Genomic DNA, 19777 nt, shown 5'->3' on the forward strand with positions numbered 1-19777 from the left:
TCGACATGGCCGCACTTACTCCGATTTCCCGCAAACCAATGTCCATGGTCCTGCCAAGCGTTGCGCTGGCAGGGGCCTTCGCCGGTGTCTTCGTTGGCGCAGGTAATGGTTCGATCCTTCTGGGCATCATTGGCGGAGCCGCCCTGATCGCGGCACTGGCTTGGATCTACATCGCTGTTCTAAAGAATGAGAATCTGGCCCGCTGGATCACCATTTTGGGCTTCGGCATCGCCGGGTTTCTGATTTCGGGTCCCATGGGCGGCGTTCTGGGCCTGCTGGGCGGCTGGTTCTTCGCATGGTTCATCTACTGGCTATATGAGGGCCGTTATCGCCGTAAATTACTGCCGTATCTGACTGCGAAGCAGGTGTTCTATCACTACCTGTTCCGAGTGATCTGCGGTGCAATCTTCGTCTTCCTGATCACGCCCATCCTTGTGGTTCTGCCACTATCGTTCAACGCGCAGGACTTCTTTACCTTCACGCCCGAGATGTTGCGACTGGACCCCGAGGGGTATTCGCTGAAGCATTACCGCGACTTCTTCACCAACAATGAATGGCAGCGCAGCTTCAAGAACTCACTGATCATCGCGCCAATTGCCACGGTGATCTCTGTCTCGCTTGGCACGCTCGCGGCCATCGGCCTGAGCCAGAGCCATGTTCCCGGCCGCCGTGCCATCATGGGTATCCTGATCTCACCCATGATCGTGCCACTGATCATCTCGGCCACTGGCATGTTCTTTTTCTACAGCGATATCGGCCGCTTCATGGAAGGCACGCTGGGTATGAACAAGAACTTCGTGGGCTATGTGAAGGTCATCCTCGCGCACGCCGTTCTAGGCATCCCGTTCGTCATCATCACCGTGACCGCCACGCTGGTCGGCTTTGACCGCTCGCTGACGCGAGCGGCGGCGAATATGGGCGCAGGGCCGGTGCGGACCTTCTTCAAGATCCAGATGCCGCTGATCCTGCCGGGCGTGATCTCAGGTGGTTTGTTTGCCTTCATCACCTCGTTTGATGAGGTGGTCGTTGTGCTGTTTGTCGGCTCGGCCAGCCAGAAAACCCTGCCATGGCAGATGTTCACTGGTTTGCGCGAACAGATTAGCCCGACCATTCTGGCGGTGGCGACGATCCTTGTGGTGATTTCGATCGCGCTGTTGACAACGGTTGAATTGCTACGCCGCCGGTCCGAGCGTCTGCGGGGGCTTTCCCCCGCTTGACGCAAGCGCGCGCCTGATCTAACGATTCACCTGTTCATCCCAGCCGCGATGGCGTCGCGGGCGCACTGGGATGATCGGCTCTCGGACCCCGAGACCGCCTGTCCTGAACGCCGGGACAAGTGGCCGGGTTTGCCGCCCGGCAAAGATGAGAGACCTGAACATGACAAATCGCCCCGAATTCTTCACCTGCCACAATGGCGACAAAGCCCCCCTGCCGTTCAGCAAAGGCGAATACGACCGCCGTCTAGGCAAACTGCGCGCTATCATGGCCGCGCGGGATATTCCCGTGGTGCTGCTGACGTCGATGCAGAACATCGCCTATTACTCGGGCTTTTTGTACTGCGCATTTGGCCGGCCCTATGGCTGCGTTGTCACGCAGGACGCCTGCACGACCGTTTCGGCCAATATCGACGCGGGTCAACCGTGGCGCCGCTCGGTCGAAGACAACGTAATCTATACCGATTGGAAGCGCGACAATTACTGGCGCGCGGTGGCCAGCCTGATCGGTGGCGCGAAACGGATCGGGGTCGAGAGCGATCACATGACTCTGGCCGCGCGCGATACGGCTTTGGCGATGCTGGGCCAGCCTGAACTGGTCGACATCGCGCCCGACACCATGGCGGCCCGTATGGTAAAATCCGCCGAAGAGATCGAGTTGATCAAAGGTGGTGCCCGAACCGCTGACGTGGGCGGAGCCGCCATTCACGCCGCCATCCGCGAAGGCGCAACCGAAATCGAGATCGCCATGGCCGGTCGCGACGCGATGGAGGCGGAGATCGCCCGCGCTTATCCCGACGCAGAATACCGTGACACTTGGGTCTGGTTCCAGTCCGGCCTCAACACCGATGGCGCGCATAACCCGGTCACTAAACGGGCGCTGCAAAAGGGCGATATCCTGTCGCTGAACACCTTCCCGATGATTTCGGGGTATTACACGGCACTGGAGCGCACCCTGTTTCTGGGCGAACCCGACGCTGAGAGCTTGCGCATCTGGAAGGCTAACGTCGCCGCGCATGAGCTTGGCCTGAGCCTGATCAAACCCGGTGCGACCTGTTCCGGCATCACCGCTGAGATCAACCGTTTCTTCGAAGATGAGGGCCTGCTGCAATACCGCTCCTTCGGCTATGGGCATTCCTTCGGTGTGCTCAGCCACTACTATGGGCGCGAGGCTGGTCTGGAACTGCGCGAGGATATCGTCACGGTTCTGGAACCCGGCATGGTCGTGTCCATCGAACCGATGCTGTGGATTCCCGAAGGCCAACCCGGAGCCGGAGGCTACCGTGAACATGACATTCTGGTGGTCGAAGAAGACGGGGCCGAGAACATCACCGGCTTCCCCTACGGTCCCGGCCACAACATCATCAACGCGTGATGGTAAGGGGGGTGGGGTGCATACCTCACCCTTTGCCACAAACACGCAGAGTGCGGTCTAGGCTTGATAAAACGGATCCAGCTTGGCTTTGGCTTTTTCGTTCACGATTGGGATATAGTTCAGGCGATCCCCGGCTGATTGTGGAATAGCTAGCTTTAGAGCCTCAAGGTCCCGCACTGCCAAAATGACAGCATCGCCGGTTTCTCCGCCAAAACCCGCGATCTCTTTTTCGCTGAAACCGATCAGTTGAACGACGTCTTTGGCCAGAAACATTTTGACCTCAACAGATTGCGATAGCTTGAGAATTTCGTCCTTCAGCCGCTGGGCTGTTTGCGCAGGCATGGTAACGACGGCCATTTTTGGTCCTGGTTGATTGGGTTCCGCTGTATTTGATCACACTACAGGAAAAAGATTCTAGGGTTGTCACTTTAAGGATGCATTAATACGCACGAGATAGAATATCGTTATTCTATGCAGTTTAAGTGGTTTGGGAGAAGCAGTAGTGCCATTCCTGTTTGATTGGTCAATTCTGGGCAGTGCGAACAGTTCGACCGTGCTGACAGACGGTTCGAACTCGTCGACGCTAACCGTGGCCTCTGATCCAGGGGTATTCTTCAATGGGTTTCTTGGTGGAAACCTGTTTGTCTCGGGCATCCCGGGCCCTGCGACATCAGAGGTGACGTTTTCAACCGCTGTTAAAAACGTGACGTTCGAAATTCTGGATCTGGACAGCAACGAATTCTCTTTCGACGATAGAGTGACGGTTCTGGCGTTTGATGTGAACGACAATCCGGTCCCGGTTGTTTTCTCCAACCTCAGCCCATTTCACGTCCAGACCGGCAACACGGTCGAAGCCAACGGGAATGTGTCTCCGGGTGTCGAAGGACCGGGCGCGCCAGGTTCGCTGACCGTTTCAATTGCAGGCCCGGTGTCCCGTATTGAGGTCATCTTTGAAGGGGGTCTGTCTTCGGGTGCAAATACCGGTGCAATCGGCTTTGGTGATATCTCCGGCGATATTCTGTGTTTGTGCGCGGGAACCATGATTGAAACGCCGAACGGCCCAACCGCTGTTGAAGACTTGTCTGTGGGGGATGTCGTTCTGACTAAGGGAAATGGCCCGCAGCGGTTGCGGTGGGTTGGTTCCAAGACGGTGGACTTTGCGGCCCAAGGTGTAGCTGCGGAAAAACTACGACCTGTCCGTATCTCTGCCGGCGCGCTTGGGCAGGGGCTTCCGGCAAAAGACCTGCTGGTGTCCAGACAACACCGCATGTTGGTGTCTTCCAAAGTGTCCGAGCGTATGTTCGGCAGTCCCGATGTCCTTGTGTCGGCAATAAAGCTGGCCGCGTTACCTGGGATCTACGTGGATGAAGACATAACCGAGGTCGTCTATTTCCACCTTCTCTTCGATCAACACGAGGTCATTTTCGCCGATGGTGCTCCTTCGGAGAGTTTGTTTACAGGCCCCGAAGCAATCAAGACAATATCGGAAGAGGCCCGAGAAGAAATCTTTATCCTCTTCCCGGAAGTGCAACGTCAGGGCTACGCCCCGGAAACGGCATATCCTGTACCAGCCGGTCGCTTGCAGAAGAAATTCGTCGAGCGGCATCTCAAGAACGGAAAGCTGGTTCTCGACGACGCGTCCACGCCATCGAACCGCCTGCATTAATTGTTCACAACTCGGTCATTTCGCTATTCGTTTCGAAAGTCCGATTTGGTGTAGTCTTCAACCTCCGCGATTGGCCAAGGCCCAGGCGCATTTTAGCTGGAAATTGCCTCGGAAAATGCGGTCAGGCGATCGCTCAGATCGCTCTGCCCATCGGCGCCGATGATCATGTAGCCATAGCCGTCTTCCGCCCAAGTGGCCGTTGCCAACCCGCTGAGAACGGCAAGGTTCACATCCTTGTCCGGTGCCCCTGGCCCTTGACGGATCACGCAAAAGGCAAAGGGCCGCCCCTGATCATCCGCAAAGACGACCTGAACCAGTGGCTTTCCCTTGAAAGACAGAACCTGAGCGCGTTTCAGCTCTGCACCCGGTAAGACGCTCAGGGCTTCGCGATTCAGGGACCGGCCTAGCGTGGCCTCGGCCTGAGCAAACTGGGCCTCAAGCGCCTCGGGTGCGGTGTCTAGTGTGGCAATTGTTTCAGGTGCATAGAGCGATTGGTAGATCGCCGCCTGTTGCGCCCAGCCCAACGGCGCGGGTCGTGTCGCCCACAACGTCGCCGAAACCGCCACAATCGCGACCGAGGCCGCGACGGCCAGCAATCGAAAAGGTTGAGACGCGGGCTGAGACCTCGCGCGATCCGGCAAGGTGATCTGAGGCGCATCCTGCGGAACATCCTTGAAGACCGAATGCACAACGGGTGCAAACGGATCAAGTGCCATTAGGCGCTGTTCCAGTTCTGGATCGGCTTGGACCGCGCTCTCGATCTCTTGCGCGTCAGTCTCGTCCAGATTTCCATTCAGATACGCCAGCAGCGTTTCATCGGAAAACGTCATTTGCCACCCCGTCGAACGGCGTCCACAGCCTCGTGCTGCATCACGGTTTTCAGTTTCTGCCGAGCCGTAGAGAGTCGGCTCATGATTGTTCCAATCGGCACCTCAAGCAAGGCTGCTGCCTCGCGATAGCTATACCCTTCCACGAAGACAAGCATCACGGTCTCGCGCTGCGCTTCTGGTAGGTGCATCACTTGAGTAAACACTTCAGCCGCGAAAATATTCGTTTCTGAATCCGGTCCTGTTGCAATTAATTCGGTTTCGGGGGTCACAGACAAGGCCTGCGCCTTGCGAACCGAACGCGCGCGCACCTCATTCAGCCAGATCGAGCGGCAGATCGTCATCAACCAGCTGTCCAGCCTGTCATGGGATGTCACCTGATGGTGACGCTCAAGCGCGCGCAGGCATGTGGATTGCAAAAGGTCGTCGGCCACATCCGAGGCGCCCGACAGGGCAAGCCCGAACCGCCACACGCGTTTCGAATGCGTCTGGATCGCGCCGCGCACGGCCTGTTCAGAGCTGATTTCACCACTCATCGAATAAATCGCGACCTGTGTGTGTTTGTCTTTCACGGACCGGGCCCGCGGGGTCAGAAATTACATAACCTGAGGAGGGGGTATGAATGATTTGTGATCGGCCAAACGCCCTGAATCTGTTAGAGGATTCGGGGAGGCGGATAGGTCTCAGGCTGAATTGTGTCTTAGGGCATTGTGACCCTGTTGAGGAGCTTAGCTTTCGCCTGTTTCCGAACAGCCCCCATAGGGCCCGGTTTTGGCCGGTGATCCTGCATAGGAGCTTGGTTTGGCCGTTCACGCCCCATTGGGGGCTCCGCCTCCTTGAGCAGGGAGTATAGCCATGGCTTACATAGGTGTCGATCTTCATACGAATTCCTTCACGATCTGTCGGCGTGAGACGGACGGATCGGAAACATTCCAAACCTTTCATCTGTCCGCGCAGGCGCTTGAGCGGTTCTGTCAGAGCCTTGATGCGGATGACGAACTGGCGGTCGAGGCCACCGGCAACACGGCCTGGTTCTGCGGTGAGGTGGAACCCTGTGTCGGCCGGATCGTTGTGGTCAACCCGCGCCAGTTTAAAGTGATCCGCACATCGGTGAAAAAGACCGACAAGAACGATGCGCGCGCTTTGGCCTTCTTCCTGTCGAAGGACATGCTGCCGGAAACCCGGCTCAAGTCCACTCAGGAAAGCGAACTGGCCTCGCTGACCCGGACGCGTGACATGCTGGTCAAACAGCGCACCATGCTGCTGAACGGCATCCACGCGATGTTTGTCCGTCACGGCATGAAGCTGAAGAAGGAAGGGTTGTCCAGCAAGAAGCGCCTGCGCGACCTGGATCTCAGCCGCTTCACACCGCTTGAGCAGGTCGAACTGGCGGCATTGCGGGACCAGGCGCTCGGCCTGACCGAGACCCTGAACCGTATCGACAAGGCCATCGAGGAGGCCGCCTCGGCCATGAAAGGCTTTGAGGGGCTCACCAGCATCAAGGGGATCGGTGCGCGATCTGCCGCGGTCCTGCTGGCGGGGATCGGCAGGGTTGAAGACTTCTCCGACGCGGACAAGCTGGCCGCCTATGTCGGCATCGTGCCCAAGGTGAGTAACTCGAACGAAACCGAACATCACGGGCGGATCACGAAGCGCGGCAACAAGCTCATGCGCACCACGCTGGTGCAATGTACGCTCATCGCGATCCGCTATTCGGGATATCTCAACAGTTATTATCGGCGCATCAAGGAACGCCGTGGCGCGGGCAAGGCGATCATAGCCACGGCCCGCAAGCTGCTCAAGATCATCTATGACACGCTCAAGAACGGCTGGGTCTTCGACGATTTTGCCGAATTTAAAATCAAACAAAATCAATGCCCTGCTTGACAATCATCATAGGAGGTCATTTTCGCCGATGGTGCTCCTTCGGAGAGTTTGTTTACAGGCCCCGAAGCAATCAAGACAATATCGGAAGAGGCCCGAGAAGAAATCTTTATCCTCTTCCCGGAAGTGCAACGTCAGGGCTACGCCCCGGAAACGGCATATCCTGTACCAGCCGGTCGCTTGCAGAAGAAATTCGTCGAGCGGCATCTCAAGAACGGAAAGCTGGTTCTCGACGACGCGTCCACGCCATCGAACCGCCTGCATTAATTGTTCACAACTCGGTCATTTCGCTATTCGTTTCGAAAGTCCGATTTGGTGTAGTCTTCAACCTCCGCGATTGGCCAAGGCCCAGGCGCATTTTAGCTGGAAATTGCCTCGGAAAATGCGGTCAGGCGATCGCTCAGATCGCTCTGCCCATCGGCGCCGATGATCATGTAGCCATAGCCGTCTTCCGCCCAAGTGGCCGTTGCCAACCCGCTGAGAACGGCAAGGTTCACATCCTTGTCCGGTGCCCCTGGCCCTTGACGGATCACGCAAAAGGCAAAGGGCCGCCCCTGATCATCCGCAAAGACGACCTGAACCAGTGGCTTTCCCTTGAAAGACAGAACCTGAGCGCGTTTCAGCTCTGCACCCGGTAAGACGCTCAGGGCTTCGCGATTCAGGGACCGGCCTAGCGTGGCCTCGGCCTGAGCAAACTGGGCCTCAAGCGCCTCGGGTGCGGTGTCTAGTGTGGCAATTGTTTCAGGTGCATAGAGCGATTGGTAGATCGCCGCCTGTTGCGCCCAGCCCAACGGCGCGGGTCGTGTCGCCCACAACGTCGCCGAAACCGCCACAATCGCGACCGAGGCCGCGACGGCCAGCAATCGAAAAGGTTGAGACGCGGGCTGAGACCTCGCGCGATCCGGCAAGGTGATCTGAGGCGCATCCTGCGGAACATCCTTGAAGACCGAATGCACAACGGGTGCAAACGGATCAAGTGCCATTAGGCGCTGTTCCAGTTCTGGATCGGCTTGGACCGCGCTCTCGATCTCTTGCGCGTCAGTCTCGTCCAGATTTCCATTCAGATACGCCAGCAGCGTTTCATCGGAAAACGTCATTTGCCACCCCGTCGAACGGCGTCCACAGCCTCGTGCTGCATCACGGTTTTCAGTTTCTGCCGAGCCGTAGAGAGTCGGCTCATGATTGTTCCAATCGGCACCTCAAGCAAGGCTGCTGCCTCGCGATAGCTATACCCTTCCACGAAGACAAGCATCACGGTCTCGCGCTGCGCTTCTGGTAGGTGCATCACTTGAGTAAACACTTCAGCCGCGAAAATATTCGTTTCTGAATCCGGTCCTGTTGCAATTAATTCGGTTTCGGGGGTCACAGACAAGGCCTGCGCCTTGCGAACCGAACGCGCGCGCACCTCATTCAGCCAGATCGAGCGGCAGATCGTCATCAACCAGCTGTCCAGCCTGTCATGGGATGTCACCTGATGGTGACGCTCAAGCGCGCGCAGGCATGTGGATTGCAAAAGGTCGTCGGCCACATCCGAGGCGCCCGACAGGGCAAGCCCGAACCGCCACACGCGTTTCGAATGCGTCTGGATCGCGCCGCGCACGGCCTGTTCAGAGCTGATTTCACCACTCATCGAATAAATCGCGACCTGTGTGTGTTTGTCTTTCACGGACCGGGCCCGCGGGGTCAGAAATTACATAACCTGAGGAGGGGGTATGAATGATTTGTGATCGGCCAAACGCCCTGAATCTGTTAGAGGATTCGGGGAGGCGGATAGGTCTCAGGCTGAATTGTGTCTTAGGGCATTGTGACCCTGTTGAGGAGCTTAGCTTTCGCCTGTTTCCGAACAGCCCCCATAGGGCCCGGTTTTGGCCGGTGATCCTGCATAGGAGCTTGGTTTGGCCGTTCACGCCCCATTGGGGGCTCCGCCTCCTTGAGCAGGGAGTATAGCCATGGCTTACATAGGTGTCGATCTTCATACGAATTCCTTCACGATCTGTCGGCGTGAGACGGACGGATCGGAAACATTCCAAACCTTTCATCTGTCCGCGCAGGCGCTTGAGCGGTTCTGTCAGAGCCTTGATGCGGATGACGAACTGGCGGTCGAGGCCACCGGCAACACGGCCTGGTTCTGCGGTGAGGTGGAACCCTGTGTCGGCCGGATCGTTGTGGTCAACCCGCGCCAGTTTAAAGTGATCCGCACATCGGTGAAAAAGACCGACAAGAACGATGCGCGCGCTTTGGCCTTCTTCCTGTCGAAGGACATGCTGCCGGAAACCCGGCTCAAGTCCACTCAGGAAAGCGAACTGGCCTCGCTGACCCGGACGCGTGACATGCTGGTCAAACAGCGCACCATGCTGCTGAACGGCATCCACGCGATGTTTGTCCGTCACGGCATGAAGCTGAAGAAGGAAGGGTTGTCCAGCAAGAAGCGCCTGCGCGACCTGGATCTCAGCCGCTTCACACCGCTTGAGCAGGTCGAACTGGCGGCATTGCGGGACCAGGCGCTCGGCCTGACCGAGACCCTGAACCGTATCGACAAGGCCATCGAGGAGGCCGCCTCGGCCATGAAAGGCTTTGAGGGGCTCACCAGCATCAAGGGGATCGGTGCGCGATCTGCCGCGGTCCTGCTGGCGGGGATCGGCAGGGTTGAAGACTTCTCCGACGCGGACAAGCTGGCCGCCTATGTCGGCATCGTGCCCAAGGTGAGTAACTCGAACGAAACCGAACATCACGGGCGGATCACGAAGCGCGGCAACAAGCTCATGCGCACCACGCTGGTGCAATGTACGCTCATCGCGATCCGCTATTCGGGATATCTCAACAGTTATTATCGGCGCATCAAGGAACGCCGTGGCGCGGGCAAGGCGATCATAGCCACGGCCCGCAAGCTGCTCAAGATCATCTATGACACGCTCAAGAACGGCTGGGTCTTCGACGATTTTGCCGAATTTAAAATCAAACAAAATCAATGCCCTGCTTGACAATCATCATAGGAGGTCATTTTCGCCGATGGTGCTCCTTCGGAGAGTTTGTTTACAGGCCCCGAAGCAATCAAGACAATATCGGAAGAGGCCCGAGAAGAAATCTTTATCCTCTTCCCGGAAGTGCAACGTCAGGGCTACGCCCCGGAAACGGCATATCCTGTACCAGCCGGTCGCTTGCAGAAGAAATTCGTCGAGCGGCATCTCAAGAACGGAAAGCTGGTTCTCGACGACGCGTCCACGCCATCGAACCGCCTGCATTAATTGTTCACAACTCGGTCATTTCGCTATTCGTTTCGAAAGTCCGATTTGGTGTAGTCTTCAACCTCCGCGATTGGCCAAGGCCCAGGCGCATTTTAGCTGGAAATTGCCTCGGAAAATGCGGTCAGGCGATCGCTCAGATCGCTCTGCCCATCGGCGCCGATGATCATGTAGCCATAGCCGTCTTCCGCCCAAGTGGCCGTTGCCAACCCGCTGAGAACGGCAAGGTTCACATCCTTGTCCGGTGCCCCTGGCCCTTGACGGATCACGCAAAAGGCAAAGGGCCGCCCCTGATCATCCGCAAAGACGACCTGAACCAGTGGCTTTCCCTTGAAAGACAGAACCTGAGCGCGTTTCAGCTCTGCACCCGGTAAGACGCTCAGGGCTTCGCGATTCAGGGACCGGCCTAGCGTGGCCTCGGCCTGAGCAAACTGGGCCTCAAGCGCCTCGGGTGCGGTGTCTAGTGTGGCAATTGTTTCAGGTGCATAGAGCGATTGGTAGATCGCCGCCTGTTGCGCCCAGCCCAACGGCGCGGGTCGTGTCGCCCACAACGTCGCCGAAACCGCCACAATCGCGACCGAGGCCGCGACGGCCAGCAATCGAAAAGGTTGAGACGCGGGCTGAGACCTCGCGCGATCCGGCAAGGTGATCTGAGGCGCATCCTGCGGAACATCCTTGAAGACCGAATGCACAACGGGTGCAAACGGATCAAGTGCCATTAGGCGCTGTTCCAGTTCTGGATCGGCTTGGACCGCGCTCTCGATCTCTTGCGCGTCAGTCTCGTCCAGATTTCCATTCAGATACGCCAGCAGCGTTTCATCGGAAAACGTCATTTGCCACCCCGTCGAACGGCGTCCACAGCCTCGTGCTGCATCACGGTTTTCAGTTTCTGCCGAGCCGTAGAGAGTCGGCTCATGATTGTTCCAATCGGCACCTCAAGCAAGGCTGCTGCCTCGCGATAGCTATACCCTTCCACGAAGACAAGCATCACGGTCTCGCGCTGCGCTTCTGGTAGGTGCATCACTTGAGTAAACACTTCAGCCGCGAAAATATTCGTTTCTGAATCCGGTCCTGTTGCAATTAATTCGGTTTCGGGGGTCACAGACAAGGCCTGCGCCTTGCGAACCGAACGCGCGCGCACCTCATTCAGCCAGATCGAGCGGCAGATCGTCATCAACCAGCTGTCCAGCCTGTCATGGGATGTCACCTGATGGTGACGCTCAAGCGCGCGCAGGCATGTGGATTGCAAAAGGTCGTCGGCCACATCCGAGGCGCCCGACAGGGCAAGCCCGAACCGCCACACGCGTTTCGAATGCGTCTGGATCGCGCCGCGCACGGCCTGTTCAGAGCTGATTTCACCACTCATCGAATAAATCGCGACCTGTGTGTGTTTGTCTTTCACGGACCGGGCCCGCGGGGTCAGAAATTACATAACCTGAGGAGGGGGTATGAATGATTTGTGATCGGCCAAACGCCCTGAATCTGTTAGAGGATTCGGGGAGGCGGATAGGTCTCAGGCTGAATTGTGTCTTAGGGCATTGTGACCCTGTTGAGGAGCTTAGCTTTCGCCTGTTTCCGAACAGCCCCCATAGGGCCCGGTTTTGGCCGGTGATCCTGCATAGGAGCTTGGTTTGGCCGTTCACGCCCCATTGGGGGCTCCGCCTCCTTGAGCAGGGAGTATAGCCATGGCTTACATAGGTGTCGATCTTCATACGAATTCCTTCACGATCTGTCGGCGTGAGACGGACGGATCGGAAACATTCCAAACCTTTCATCTGTCCGCGCAGGCGCTTGAGCGGTTCTGTCAGAGCCTTGATGCGGATGACGAACTGGCGGTCGAGGCCACCGGCAACACGGCCTGGTTCTGCGGTGAGGTGGAACCCTGTGTCGGCCGGATCGTTGTGGTCAACCCGCGCCAGTTTAAAGTGATCCGCACATCGGTGAAAAAGACCGACAAGAACGATGCGCGCGCTTTGGCCTTCTTCCTGTCGAAGGACATGCTGCCGGAAACCCGGCTCAAGTCCACTCAGGAAAGCGAACTGGCCTCGCTGACCCGGACGCGTGACATGCTGGTCAAACAGCGCACCATGCTGCTGAACGGCATCCACGCGATGTTTGTCCGTCACGGCATGAAGCTGAAGAAGGAAGGGTTGTCCAGCAAGAAGCGCCTGCGCGACCTGGATCTCAGCCGCTTCACACCGCTTGAGCAGGTCGAACTGGCGGCATTGCGGGACCAGGCGCTCGGCCTGACCGAGACCCTGAACCGTATCGACAAGGCCATCGAGGAGGCCGCCTCGGCCATGAAAGGCTTTGAGGGGCTCACCAGCATCAAGGGGATCGGTGCGCGATCTGCCGCGGTCCTGCTGGCGGGGATCGGCAGGGTTGAAGACTTCTCCGACGCGGACAAGCTGGCCGCCTATGTCGGCATCGTGCCCAAGGTGAGTAACTCGAACGAAACCGAACATCACGGGCGGATCACGAAGCGCGGCAACAAGCTCATGCGCACCACGCTGGTGCAATGTACGCTCATCGCGATCCGCTATTCGGGATATCTCAACAGTTATTATCGGCGCATCAAGGAACGCCGTGGCGCGGGCAAGGCGATCATAGCCACGGCCCGCAAGCTGCTCAAGATCATCTATGACACGCTCAAGAACGGCTGGGTCTTCGACGATTTTGCCGAATTTAAAATCAAACAAAATCAATGCCCTGCTTGACAATCATCATAGGAGGTCATTTTCGCCGATGGTGCTCCTTCGGAGAGTTTGTTTACAGGCCCCGAAGCAATCAAGACAATATCGGAAGAGGCCCGAGAAGAAATCTTTATCCTCTTCCCGGAAGTGCAACGTCAGGGCTACGCCCCGGAAACGGCATATCCTGTACCAGCCGGTCGCTTGCAGAAGAAATTCGTCGAGCGGCATCTCAAGAACGGAAAGCTGGTTCTCGACGACGCGTCCACGCCATCGAACCGCCTGCATTAATTGTTCACAACTCGGTCATTTCGCTATTCGTTTCGAAAGTCCGATTTGGTGTAGTCTTCAACCTCCGCGATTGGCCAAGGCCCAGGCGCATTTTAGCTGGAAATTGCCTCGGAAAATGCGGTCAGGCGATCGCTCAGATCGCTCTGCCCATCGGCGCCGATGATCATGTAGCCATAGCCGTCTTCCGCCCAAGTGGCCGTTGCCAACCCGCTGAGAACGGCAAGGTTCACATCCTTGTCCGGTGCCCCTGGCCCTTGACGGATCACGCAAAAGGCAAAGGGCCGCCCCTGATCATCCGCAAAGACGACCTGAACCAGTGGCTTTCCCTTGAAAGACAGAACCTGAGCGCGTTTCAGCTCTGCACCCGGTAAGACGCTCAGGGCTTCGCGATTCAGGGACCGGCCTAGCGTGGCCTCGGCCTGAGCAAACTGGGCCTCAAGCGCCTCGGGTGCGGTGTCTAGTGTGGCAATTGTTTCAGGTGCATAGAGCGATTGGTAGATCGCCGCCTGTTGCGCCCAGCCCAACGGCGCGGGTCGTGTCGCCCACAACGTCGCCGAAACCGCCACAATCGCGACCGAGGCCGCGACGGCCAGCAATCGAAAAGGTTGAGACGCGGGCTGAGACCTCGCGCGATCCGGCAAGGTGATCTGAGGCGCATCCTGCGGAACATCCTTGAAGACCGAATGCACAACGGGTGCAAACGGATCAAGTGCCATTAGGCGCTGTTCCAGTTCTGGATCGGCTTGGACCGCGCTCTCGATCTCTTGCGCGTCAGTCTCGTCCAGATTTCCATTCAGATACGCCAGCAGCGTTTCATCGGAAAACGTCATTTGCCACCCCGTCGAACGGCGTCCACAGCCTCGTGCTGCATCACGGTTTTCAGTTTCTGCCGAGCCGTAGAGAGTCGGCTCATGATTGTTCCAATCGGCACCTCAAGCAAGGCTGCTGCCTCGCGATAGCTATACCCTTCCACGAAGACAAGCATCACGGTCTCGCGCTGCGCTTCTGGTAGGTGCATCACTTGAGTAAACACTTCAGCCGCGAAAATATTCGTTTCTGAATCCGGTCCTGTTGCAATTAATTCGGTTTCGGGGGTCACAGACAAGGCCTGCGCCTTGCGAACCGAACGCGCGCGCACCTCATTCAGCCAGATCGAGCGGCAGATCGTCATCAACCAGCTGTCCAGCCTGTCATGGGATGTCACCTGATGGTGACGCTCAAGCGCGCGCAGGCATGTGGATTGCAAAAGGTCGTCGGCCACATCCGAGGCGCCCGACAGGGCAAGCCCGAACCGCCACACGCGTTTCGAATGCGTCTGGATCGCGCCGCGCACGGCCTGTTCAGAGCTGATTTCACCACTCATCGAATAAATCGCGACCTGTGTGTGTTTGTCTTTCACGGACCGGGCCCGCGGGGTCAGAAATTACATAACCTGAGGAGGGGGTATGAATGATTTGTGATCGGCCAAACGCCCTGAATCTGTTAGAGGATTCGGGGAGGCGGATAGGTCTCAGGCTGAATTGTGTCTTAGGGCATTGTGACCCTGTTGAGGAGCTTAGCTTTCGCCTGTTTCCGAACAGCCCCCATAGGGCCCGGTTTTGGCCGGTGATCCTGCATAGGAGCTTGGTTTGGCCGTTCACGCCCCATTGGGGGCTCCGCCTCCTTGAGCAGGGAGTATAGCCATGGCTTACATAGGTGTCGATCTTCATACGAATTCCTTCACGATCTGTCGGCGTGAGACGGACGGATCGGAAACATTCCAAACCTTTCATCTGTCCGCGCAGGCGCTTGAGCGGTTCTGTCAGAGCCTTGATGCGGATGACGAACTGGCGGTCGAGGCCACCGGCAACACGGCCTGGTTCTGCGGTGAGGTGGAACCCTGTGTCGGCCGGATCGTTGTGGTCAACCCGCGCCAGTTTAAAGTGATCCGCACATCGGTGAAAAAGACCGACAAGAACGATGCGCGCGCTTTGGCCTTCTTCCTGTCGAAGGACATGCTGCCGGAAACCCGGCTCAAGTCCACTCAGGAAAGCGAACTGGCCTCGCTGACCCGGACGCGTGACATGCTGGTCAAACAGCGCACCATGCTGCTGAACGGCATCCACGCGATGTTTGTCCGTCACGGCATGAAGCTGAAGAAGGAAGGGTTGTCCAGCAAGAAGCGCCTGCGCGACCTGGATCTCAGCCGCTTCACACCGCTTGAGCAGGTCGAACTGGCGGCATTGCGGGACCAGGCGCTCGGCCTGACCGAGACCCTGAACCGTATCGACAAGGCCATCGAGGAGGCCGCCTCGGCCATGAAAGGCTTTGAGGGGCTCACCAGCATCAAGGGGATCGGTGCGCGATCTGCCGCGGTCCTGCTGGCGGGGATCGGCAGGGTTGAAGACTTCTCCGACGCGGACAAGCTGGCCGCCTATGTCGGCATCGTGCCCAAGGTGAGTAACTCGAACGAAACCGAACATCACGGGCGGATCACGAAGCGCGGCAACAAGCTCATGCGCACCACGCTGGTGCAATGTACGCTCATCGCGATCCGCTATTCGGGATATCTCAACAGTTATTATCGGCGCATCAAGGAACGCCGTGGCGCGGGCAAGGCGATCATAGCCACGGCCCGCAAGCTGCTCAAGATCATCTATGACACGCTCAAGAACGGCTGGGTCTTCGACGATTTTGCCGAATTTAAAATCAAACAAAATCAATGCCCTGCTTGACAATCATCATAGGAGAAATGAAATGAAACTTCTGTTGAAAGCAGTCACGATTGCGTCTGCAATTGTTGCAACCCCGGCTCTTTCGGAAAGTTGGACTTTGTCCTCGGATGCCTCTCATCTGGCCTATGGCACGATTAAGAAAGACACCGTGGGCGAGGTCAATTCCTTCACCTCGCTGAGCGGTCATGTCAGCCCTGATGGCAAGGCCGAGATCGAGATTGATCTGTCCTCGGTAGAGACCAATATCGACATCCGCAATGAACGGATGATCGAATACGTGTTCCGCAAGGCAGGCACCGCTGCCTTGATCGCTGAATTCGACATGGATGAGGTCTCGGGCCTTGCCGTGGGCGCATCGTCGATCATCGATGTCGAGGCCGCGTTGTCTCTGGTCGGGACCGAGATCGAGTTCGACGCCGAGATGTTCGTGGTCCGACTGGCCGAGACGTCGGTGATGGTTTCCACCAATGATATGGTCTTTCTCAGCACCGAGGATGCAGGCGTGGATGCAGGCGTTGACAAGCTGATGGAACTGGCCGACCTGCCCGGCATCACACGGACCGTACCGATCACCGCGCGTCTTGTGTTCAACATGGACGACAACAAGGCCGAAGCCGCGACCGCCGCTCCGGTTGCAATCGCCGCAGTGGACGGGGATCTCAAAGCGGGCAAGAAGGTCTTTCGCAAATGCAAGGCCTGCCATCAGTTGAAAGAAGGCCGCAATGGCGTAGGGCCCTCGCTGTTCAATGTGGTGGGTGCCACTGCTGGGCAGGTGGACGGGTTCAAATATTCCGGCCCGCTTGCCAATGCCGATCTTGTCTGGACACCGGAAAATCTGGCGGCGTTTCTGACCGACCCCAAAGGGTTTCTGCCGGGGAATAAAATGCAGTTCCCCGGCCTGAAGAAAGAGGCCGACATCACCAATGTCATCGCCTACATGCAGGATGAGGCACAGGGCTAAGGGAAATCAGAGGGAGTGTGGCAGGCCCTGCCACACCCGTTGATACACGCAATGTCTACTGCACGAATTGTTCTGCAACGACCTCGCCAAACTTGTCGAAGAACTTGGCCGAAAGCTTTTTGGCCGTCCCTGCGATCAGGCGGCTGCCCAATTGCGCGATCTTGCCGCCGATCGTGACCTTGGCGGTGTAGGACAGAACCGTCTCATCCCCGTCACCTGACTTCCGACATTTTTTCGTATAAGTCATTGATATTATTATGCCTTGGTTGCCAAAAGGCACTACACGGACTTTTTTCGCCAGCGATTGTTTCGGAGTGTTGAGGGAGCTCAGGCTTTGGTCTGGCCAGTTTTTCGGGTGCGCCCGGGGGGTATCTTGAAAGGGGCTTCGTTCCAGGTCAGGCCGACGCAGGTGAGGATGCGTCTGGCATCGACCGTGGCATGGCTTGGCATGCCGTAGCGGTCAGGGGTGCCTTTGTGGCGCAGGATCGAGAGCTGCAATGCGTTCAACTCGTTGCGGATACGAGCCGGGCTCATCGGGTGTCCGAGCAGGTCCAGATGCTTGCGCAGGTGCTGCAGGCAGCAGAAGGCCATGTAGCAGATGGCGATATGGGCCCGGACCCGACGCGGCGACCAGTGATAGATGGGCCGGATTTTCAGATCGTGCTTGTTGGTGCGGAAGCAGGCTTCGATCTCCCACAACTGGTGATAGCGGGCAATGACGTCCTGTGCCTCCAGTTCGTCCGCACCATGAACAACAATGGCATGCAGCCCGTCCCATTGTGCCGCTGCCTTGATCTTTGCATCATCCAGCGTGACGTCCCCGCTGTCGGGGAAGGCCAGGAAGCGGCCATATCCCCGGCTGCTGAAGCTGCCGGGTTTGCGAGAGCGCTTGAGCTTCTTGTGCAGCTTTTCGATTGCCTTGTCGCGCTTGTGGGCATCATTGCGTGCCCGGGTGGGTGACCAGGTCACAATGACCCGCGCTCCCTCCTGGTCGATCACCTTGTACCAGCCCTTCTCGGTTGCCTCTTCAGAACCGTGTCCAGCCCAAGGCTGGCGTCCCTCCGGGCTCAAAATGTTCGCCTTCACGGCGGCCGGGGCGGACTTCATGCGATAGCCGAGGATGTAGGGCAGACCCTTGTTCTGCAACATCTGCTGGTTGTCCTTGCTGAGCATGGCGGCATCGGCCACGAACGTGACCCTGGCCACGTCGAAGCGTCCCTCCAACGCCTTCAGCGCAGCTTCCAGCGTATGACCTTCCCAGGTGTTTCCCGGGAAGAGTTCATAGCCCACAGGCAGCCCATCGGAGGTGACGATCAGCGCCAGCATGACCTGAGCGCGGTGATGCTTGCCATCCTTGCTGAAGCCCTTGGCCAGAAGATGATCCTGCTCGACCCCGTCCGCATCCTCGGCCGGGTCCTCGCGCTCGGTGTCAAAGGCCAGGGTCGTGCAATCGTAGAACAGCACGGTCACTGGCCCGCCCAGCAACTTCTCTGCCGCCGCGTGAGAGGTTTTGCAAATCCCGTCTATCACCGGCGTATTGATGTAATCCATGCTCCGATAGACCACGTCCAGATTGAGCGTGATGCCTGCCTGGTTCTCCAACGCCTCCACGGTCGCGCGCTTGCTCTCGGGCTGTGCGATCCGCGCCATAACCAGCTCTTTCACAATGCGATTGGCACTTTTACGCGCCGCCCCCAGAAGGGCCCCCCAACCCAGTTGGTCATACATCGTCCCCATGACATCCCGCAGACCCAGAGAGACCCGCGCCTCCTCACGGCACTCGGCAAGATCAACGCCAAGCTTGTCCGGCCGCGGAGCGCGGCGCACCAGCGCCTGCAGATCGGCATATTCCGTGGGCGTGAACAGTTCCATTTGCGGCGAGCGATCAATGCGTAATTGCTCCATCAAGCGGCCCGCCAGACGCTTGATATCCTCAATCTCGCTGTCGTTATGGGCCACACCCACATGGCGCAGGATCTTCTGGCGTACCTTGGAGCCGGTGCGGACGGATTCAACGATCTGGATCCGTGTGCGGTTGAGCTTTGCGTCATGTTTGGTGCGGATGAACATGGGCGAAGAGGTTAGCCATCTGAAGGCCCATGTCAATACTTTTTATAATAATGGGGCACTACAACGCGCCTCTGAGCAACCACACCTGAAAACAAACCAAAAACCCAGTCAGATCAACAAAAAGGTCGGAAGTCAGGAAATATTCCGGCCCGCTTGCCAATGCCGATCTTGTCTGGACACCGGAAAATCTGGCGGCGTTTCTGACCGACCCCAAAGGGTTTCTGCCGGGGAATAAAATGCAGTTCCCCGGCCTGAAGAAAGAGGCCGACATCACCAATGTCATCGCCTACATGCAGGATGAGGCACAGGGCTAAGGGAAATCAGAGGGAGTGTGGCAGGCCCTGCCACACCCGTTGATACACGCAATGTCTACTGCACGAATTGTTCTGCAACGACCTCGCCAAACTTGTCGAAGAACTTGGCCGAAAGCTTTTTGGCCGTCCCTGCGATCAGGCGGCTGCCCAATTGCGCGATCTTGCCGCCGATCGTGACCTTGGCGGTGTAGGACAGAACCGTCTCATCCCCGTCAGTAGTCAACGATACATCCGCGCCGCCCTTGGCAAAGCCAGCAGCACCGCCTTTGCCTTCGCCAGACAGCGAAAACGCATCTGGCGCCTGGGAGTTGTCCAGCGTCACCTCGCCGTTGAAGCGGGCTTTGACCGGGCCGATTTTCAGGACGACTTTGGCCTCGAGATGTTCGGGCGAATGCTGGATCAACTCTTCGCAGCCCGGAATGCATTCGCGCAGCACATCGGGATCGTTGAGTGCACGGTAAACGGTGTCCTTCGGGGCTTTGATGCGGATTTCGTCAGTGAGTTCCATCTGGGTGGTCCTTTTTCAACA

General features: G+C 57.7%; 23 protein-coding genes and 1 pseudogene. 12 read left to right on the forward strand and 12 right to left on the reverse strand.

Annotated features, from left to right (window positions below; all coding sequences use genetic code 11):
• The first annotated feature begins 5 nt into the window (after window positions 1-5).
• Together ACOERD_RS12845 and ACOERD_RS12850 are read left to right on the forward strand one after the other, a co-directional pair.
• On the forward strand, window positions 6-1217 hold the full coding sequence (locus ACOERD_RS12845) for an ABC transporter permease (RefSeq protein WP_170640181.1): 1212 nt from the start codon (window positions 6-8) through the stop codon (window positions 1215-1217).
• 160 nt (window positions 1218-1377) lie between these two features.
• Window positions 1378-2589 (forward strand): aminopeptidase P family protein, encoded by a 1212-nt coding sequence (locus tag ACOERD_RS12850; RefSeq protein WP_419739282.1) that lies wholly within the window; start codon window positions 1378-1380, stop codon window positions 2587-2589.
• A 57-nt stretch (window positions 2590-2646) separates the two neighbouring features.
• Here ACOERD_RS12850 and ACOERD_RS12855 read toward each other — a convergent pair whose 3' ends face one another.
• Entirely contained in the window at window positions 2647-2946 is a 300-nt protein-coding gene (locus tag ACOERD_RS12855; RefSeq protein ID WP_419739283.1) for a hypothetical protein, read from the reverse strand.
• Between the two features lie 145 nt (window positions 2947-3091).
• On the opposite strand from ACOERD_RS12855, the gene ACOERD_RS12860 reads away from it, so the two are divergent.
• A complete protein-coding gene (locus ACOERD_RS12860; protein WP_419739284.1) occupies window positions 3092-4255 on the forward strand; it encodes a Hint domain-containing protein in 1164 nt (387 codons plus the stop codon).
• Window positions 4256-4347: 92 nt separating this feature from the next.
• On the opposite strand, the gene ACOERD_RS12865 is transcribed toward ACOERD_RS12860, so the two are convergent.
• Both ACOERD_RS12865 and ACOERD_RS12870 read right to left on the reverse strand, forming a co-directional pair.
• Complete coding sequence (locus ACOERD_RS12865) at window positions 4348-5085, reverse strand: hypothetical protein (RefSeq protein WP_419739285.1); 738 nt, start codon at window positions 5083-5085, stop codon at window positions 4348-4350.
• The gene (locus tag ACOERD_RS12870; protein ID WP_419739286.1) at window positions 5082-5654 is read right to left on the reverse strand and encodes an RNA polymerase sigma factor; all 573 of its coding nucleotides are present in this window, start codon (window positions 5652-5654) and stop codon (window positions 5082-5084) included. The genes ACOERD_RS12865 and ACOERD_RS12870 overlap by 4 nt, the downstream gene beginning before the upstream one ends.
• Window positions 5655-5937: 283 nt before the next feature.
• Between ACOERD_RS12870 and ACOERD_RS12875 the strand changes: the two genes are divergently transcribed.
• Window positions 5938-6969 carry an IS110 family transposase gene (locus tag ACOERD_RS12875; RefSeq protein WP_419737613.1) on the forward strand — a complete coding sequence of 344 codons (1032 nt, stop codon included), beginning with the start codon at window positions 5938-5940 and terminating at the stop codon, window positions 6967-6969.
• Between the two features lie 48 nt (window positions 6970-7017).
• The gene (locus ACOERD_RS12880) at window positions 7018-7233 is read left to right on the forward strand and encodes a hypothetical protein (protein WP_419739287.1); all 216 of its coding nucleotides are present in this window, start codon (window positions 7018-7020) and stop codon (window positions 7231-7233) included.
• 92 nt (window positions 7234-7325) lie between these two features.
• Here ACOERD_RS12880 and ACOERD_RS12885 read toward each other — a convergent pair whose 3' ends face one another.
• Window positions 7326-8063 carry a hypothetical protein gene (locus ACOERD_RS12885; protein WP_419739285.1) on the reverse strand — a complete coding sequence of 246 codons (738 nt, stop codon included), beginning with the start codon at window positions 8061-8063 and terminating at the stop codon, window positions 7326-7328.
• Window positions 8060-8632 (reverse strand): RNA polymerase sigma factor, encoded by a 573-nt coding sequence (locus ACOERD_RS12890; RefSeq protein ID WP_419739286.1) that lies wholly within the window; start codon window positions 8630-8632, stop codon window positions 8060-8062. Before ACOERD_RS12890 ends, ACOERD_RS12885 begins: the two co-directional genes overlap by 4 nt.
• A gap of 283 nt (window positions 8633-8915) precedes the next feature.
• Between ACOERD_RS12890 and ACOERD_RS12895 the strand changes: the two genes are divergently transcribed.
• Together ACOERD_RS12895 and ACOERD_RS12900 are read left to right on the forward strand one after the other, a co-directional pair.
• The gene (locus ACOERD_RS12895) at window positions 8916-9947 is read left to right on the forward strand and encodes an IS110 family transposase (RefSeq protein ID WP_419737613.1); all 1032 of its coding nucleotides are present in this window, start codon (window positions 8916-8918) and stop codon (window positions 9945-9947) included.
• Window positions 9948-9995: 48 nt separating this feature from the next.
• Window positions 9996-10211: a hypothetical protein gene (locus ACOERD_RS12900; RefSeq protein ID WP_419739287.1), complete on the forward strand. Its 216-nt coding sequence runs from the start codon at window positions 9996-9998 to the stop codon at window positions 10209-10211.
• Window positions 10212-10303: 92 nt separating this feature from the next.
• Here the strand turns inward: ACOERD_RS12900 and ACOERD_RS12905 are convergent, their stop codons facing one another.
• Window positions 10304-11041 (reverse strand): hypothetical protein, encoded by a 738-nt coding sequence (locus ACOERD_RS12905; protein WP_419739285.1) that lies wholly within the window; start codon window positions 11039-11041, stop codon window positions 10304-10306.
• Entirely contained in the window at window positions 11038-11610 is a 573-nt protein-coding gene (locus tag ACOERD_RS12910; protein ID WP_419739286.1) for an RNA polymerase sigma factor, read from the reverse strand. Before ACOERD_RS12910 ends, ACOERD_RS12905 begins: the two co-directional genes overlap by 4 nt.
• Before the next feature lie 283 nt (window positions 11611-11893).
• Here ACOERD_RS12910 and ACOERD_RS12915 point away from each other — a divergent pair, with 283 nt between their 5' ends.
• Both ACOERD_RS12915 and ACOERD_RS12920 read left to right on the forward strand, forming a co-directional pair.
• On the forward strand, window positions 11894-12925 hold the full coding sequence (locus ACOERD_RS12915) for an IS110 family transposase (RefSeq protein ID WP_419737613.1): 1032 nt from the start codon (window positions 11894-11896) through the stop codon (window positions 12923-12925).
• A 48-nt stretch (window positions 12926-12973) separates the two neighbouring features.
• Window positions 12974-13189 carry a hypothetical protein gene (locus tag ACOERD_RS12920; RefSeq protein ID WP_419739287.1) on the forward strand — a complete coding sequence of 72 codons (216 nt, stop codon included), beginning with the start codon at window positions 12974-12976 and terminating at the stop codon, window positions 13187-13189.
• Between the two features lie 92 nt (window positions 13190-13281).
• Here the strand turns inward: ACOERD_RS12920 and ACOERD_RS12925 are convergent, their stop codons facing one another.
• Entirely contained in the window at window positions 13282-14019 is a 738-nt protein-coding gene (locus tag ACOERD_RS12925; RefSeq protein ID WP_419739285.1) for a hypothetical protein, read from the reverse strand.
• On the reverse strand, window positions 14016-14588 hold the full coding sequence (locus ACOERD_RS12930; protein ID WP_419739286.1) for an RNA polymerase sigma factor: 573 nt from the start codon (window positions 14586-14588) through the stop codon (window positions 14016-14018). Before ACOERD_RS12930 ends, ACOERD_RS12925 begins: the two co-directional genes overlap by 4 nt.
• 283 nt (window positions 14589-14871) lie before the next feature.
• Here ACOERD_RS12930 and ACOERD_RS12935 point away from each other — a divergent pair, with 283 nt between their 5' ends.
• Entirely contained in the window at window positions 14872-15903 is a 1032-nt protein-coding gene (locus ACOERD_RS12935) for an IS110 family transposase (protein ID WP_419737613.1), read from the forward strand.
• A gap of 22 nt (window positions 15904-15925) precedes the next feature.
• Window positions 15926-16864, forward strand: coding sequence for a c-type cytochrome (locus ACOERD_RS12940; RefSeq protein WP_419739288.1), 939 nt, complete (start codon window positions 15926-15928; stop codon window positions 16862-16864).
• Between the two features lie 55 nt (window positions 16865-16919).
• Here the strand turns inward: ACOERD_RS12940 and ACOERD_RS12945 are convergent.
• Both ACOERD_RS12945 and ACOERD_RS12950 read right to left on the reverse strand, forming a co-directional pair.
• Window positions 16920-17090: pseudogene (locus ACOERD_RS12945) on the reverse strand (SRPBCC domain-containing protein); the annotation flags it as partial.
• Window positions 17091-17191: 101 nt separating this feature from the next.
• Window positions 17192-18934, reverse strand: a complete 1743-nt coding sequence (locus ACOERD_RS12950) for an IS1634 family transposase (RefSeq protein WP_419737624.1) — start codon at window positions 18932-18934, stop codon at window positions 17192-17194.
• Here ACOERD_RS12950 and ACOERD_RS12955 point away from each other — a divergent pair.
• Window positions 18927-19169, forward strand: a complete 243-nt coding sequence (locus ACOERD_RS12955) for a hypothetical protein (RefSeq protein WP_419739289.1) — start codon at window positions 18927-18929, stop codon at window positions 19167-19169. The two genes, ACOERD_RS12950 and ACOERD_RS12955, sit on opposite strands and share 8 nt — an antisense overlap.
• Before the next feature lie 134 nt (window positions 19170-19303).
• Here the strand turns inward: ACOERD_RS12955 and ACOERD_RS12960 are convergent, their stop codons facing one another.
• Window positions 19304-19756: a CoxG family protein gene (locus ACOERD_RS12960; protein ID WP_419739290.1), complete on the reverse strand. Its 453-nt coding sequence runs from the start codon at window positions 19754-19756 to the stop codon at window positions 19304-19306.
• Window positions 19757-19777 lie beyond the last annotated feature (21 nt).

The organism is Ruegeria sp., from assembly GCF_965199275.1.
GTDB lineage: Bacteria > Pseudomonadota > Alphaproteobacteria > Rhodobacterales > Rhodobacteraceae > Ruegeria.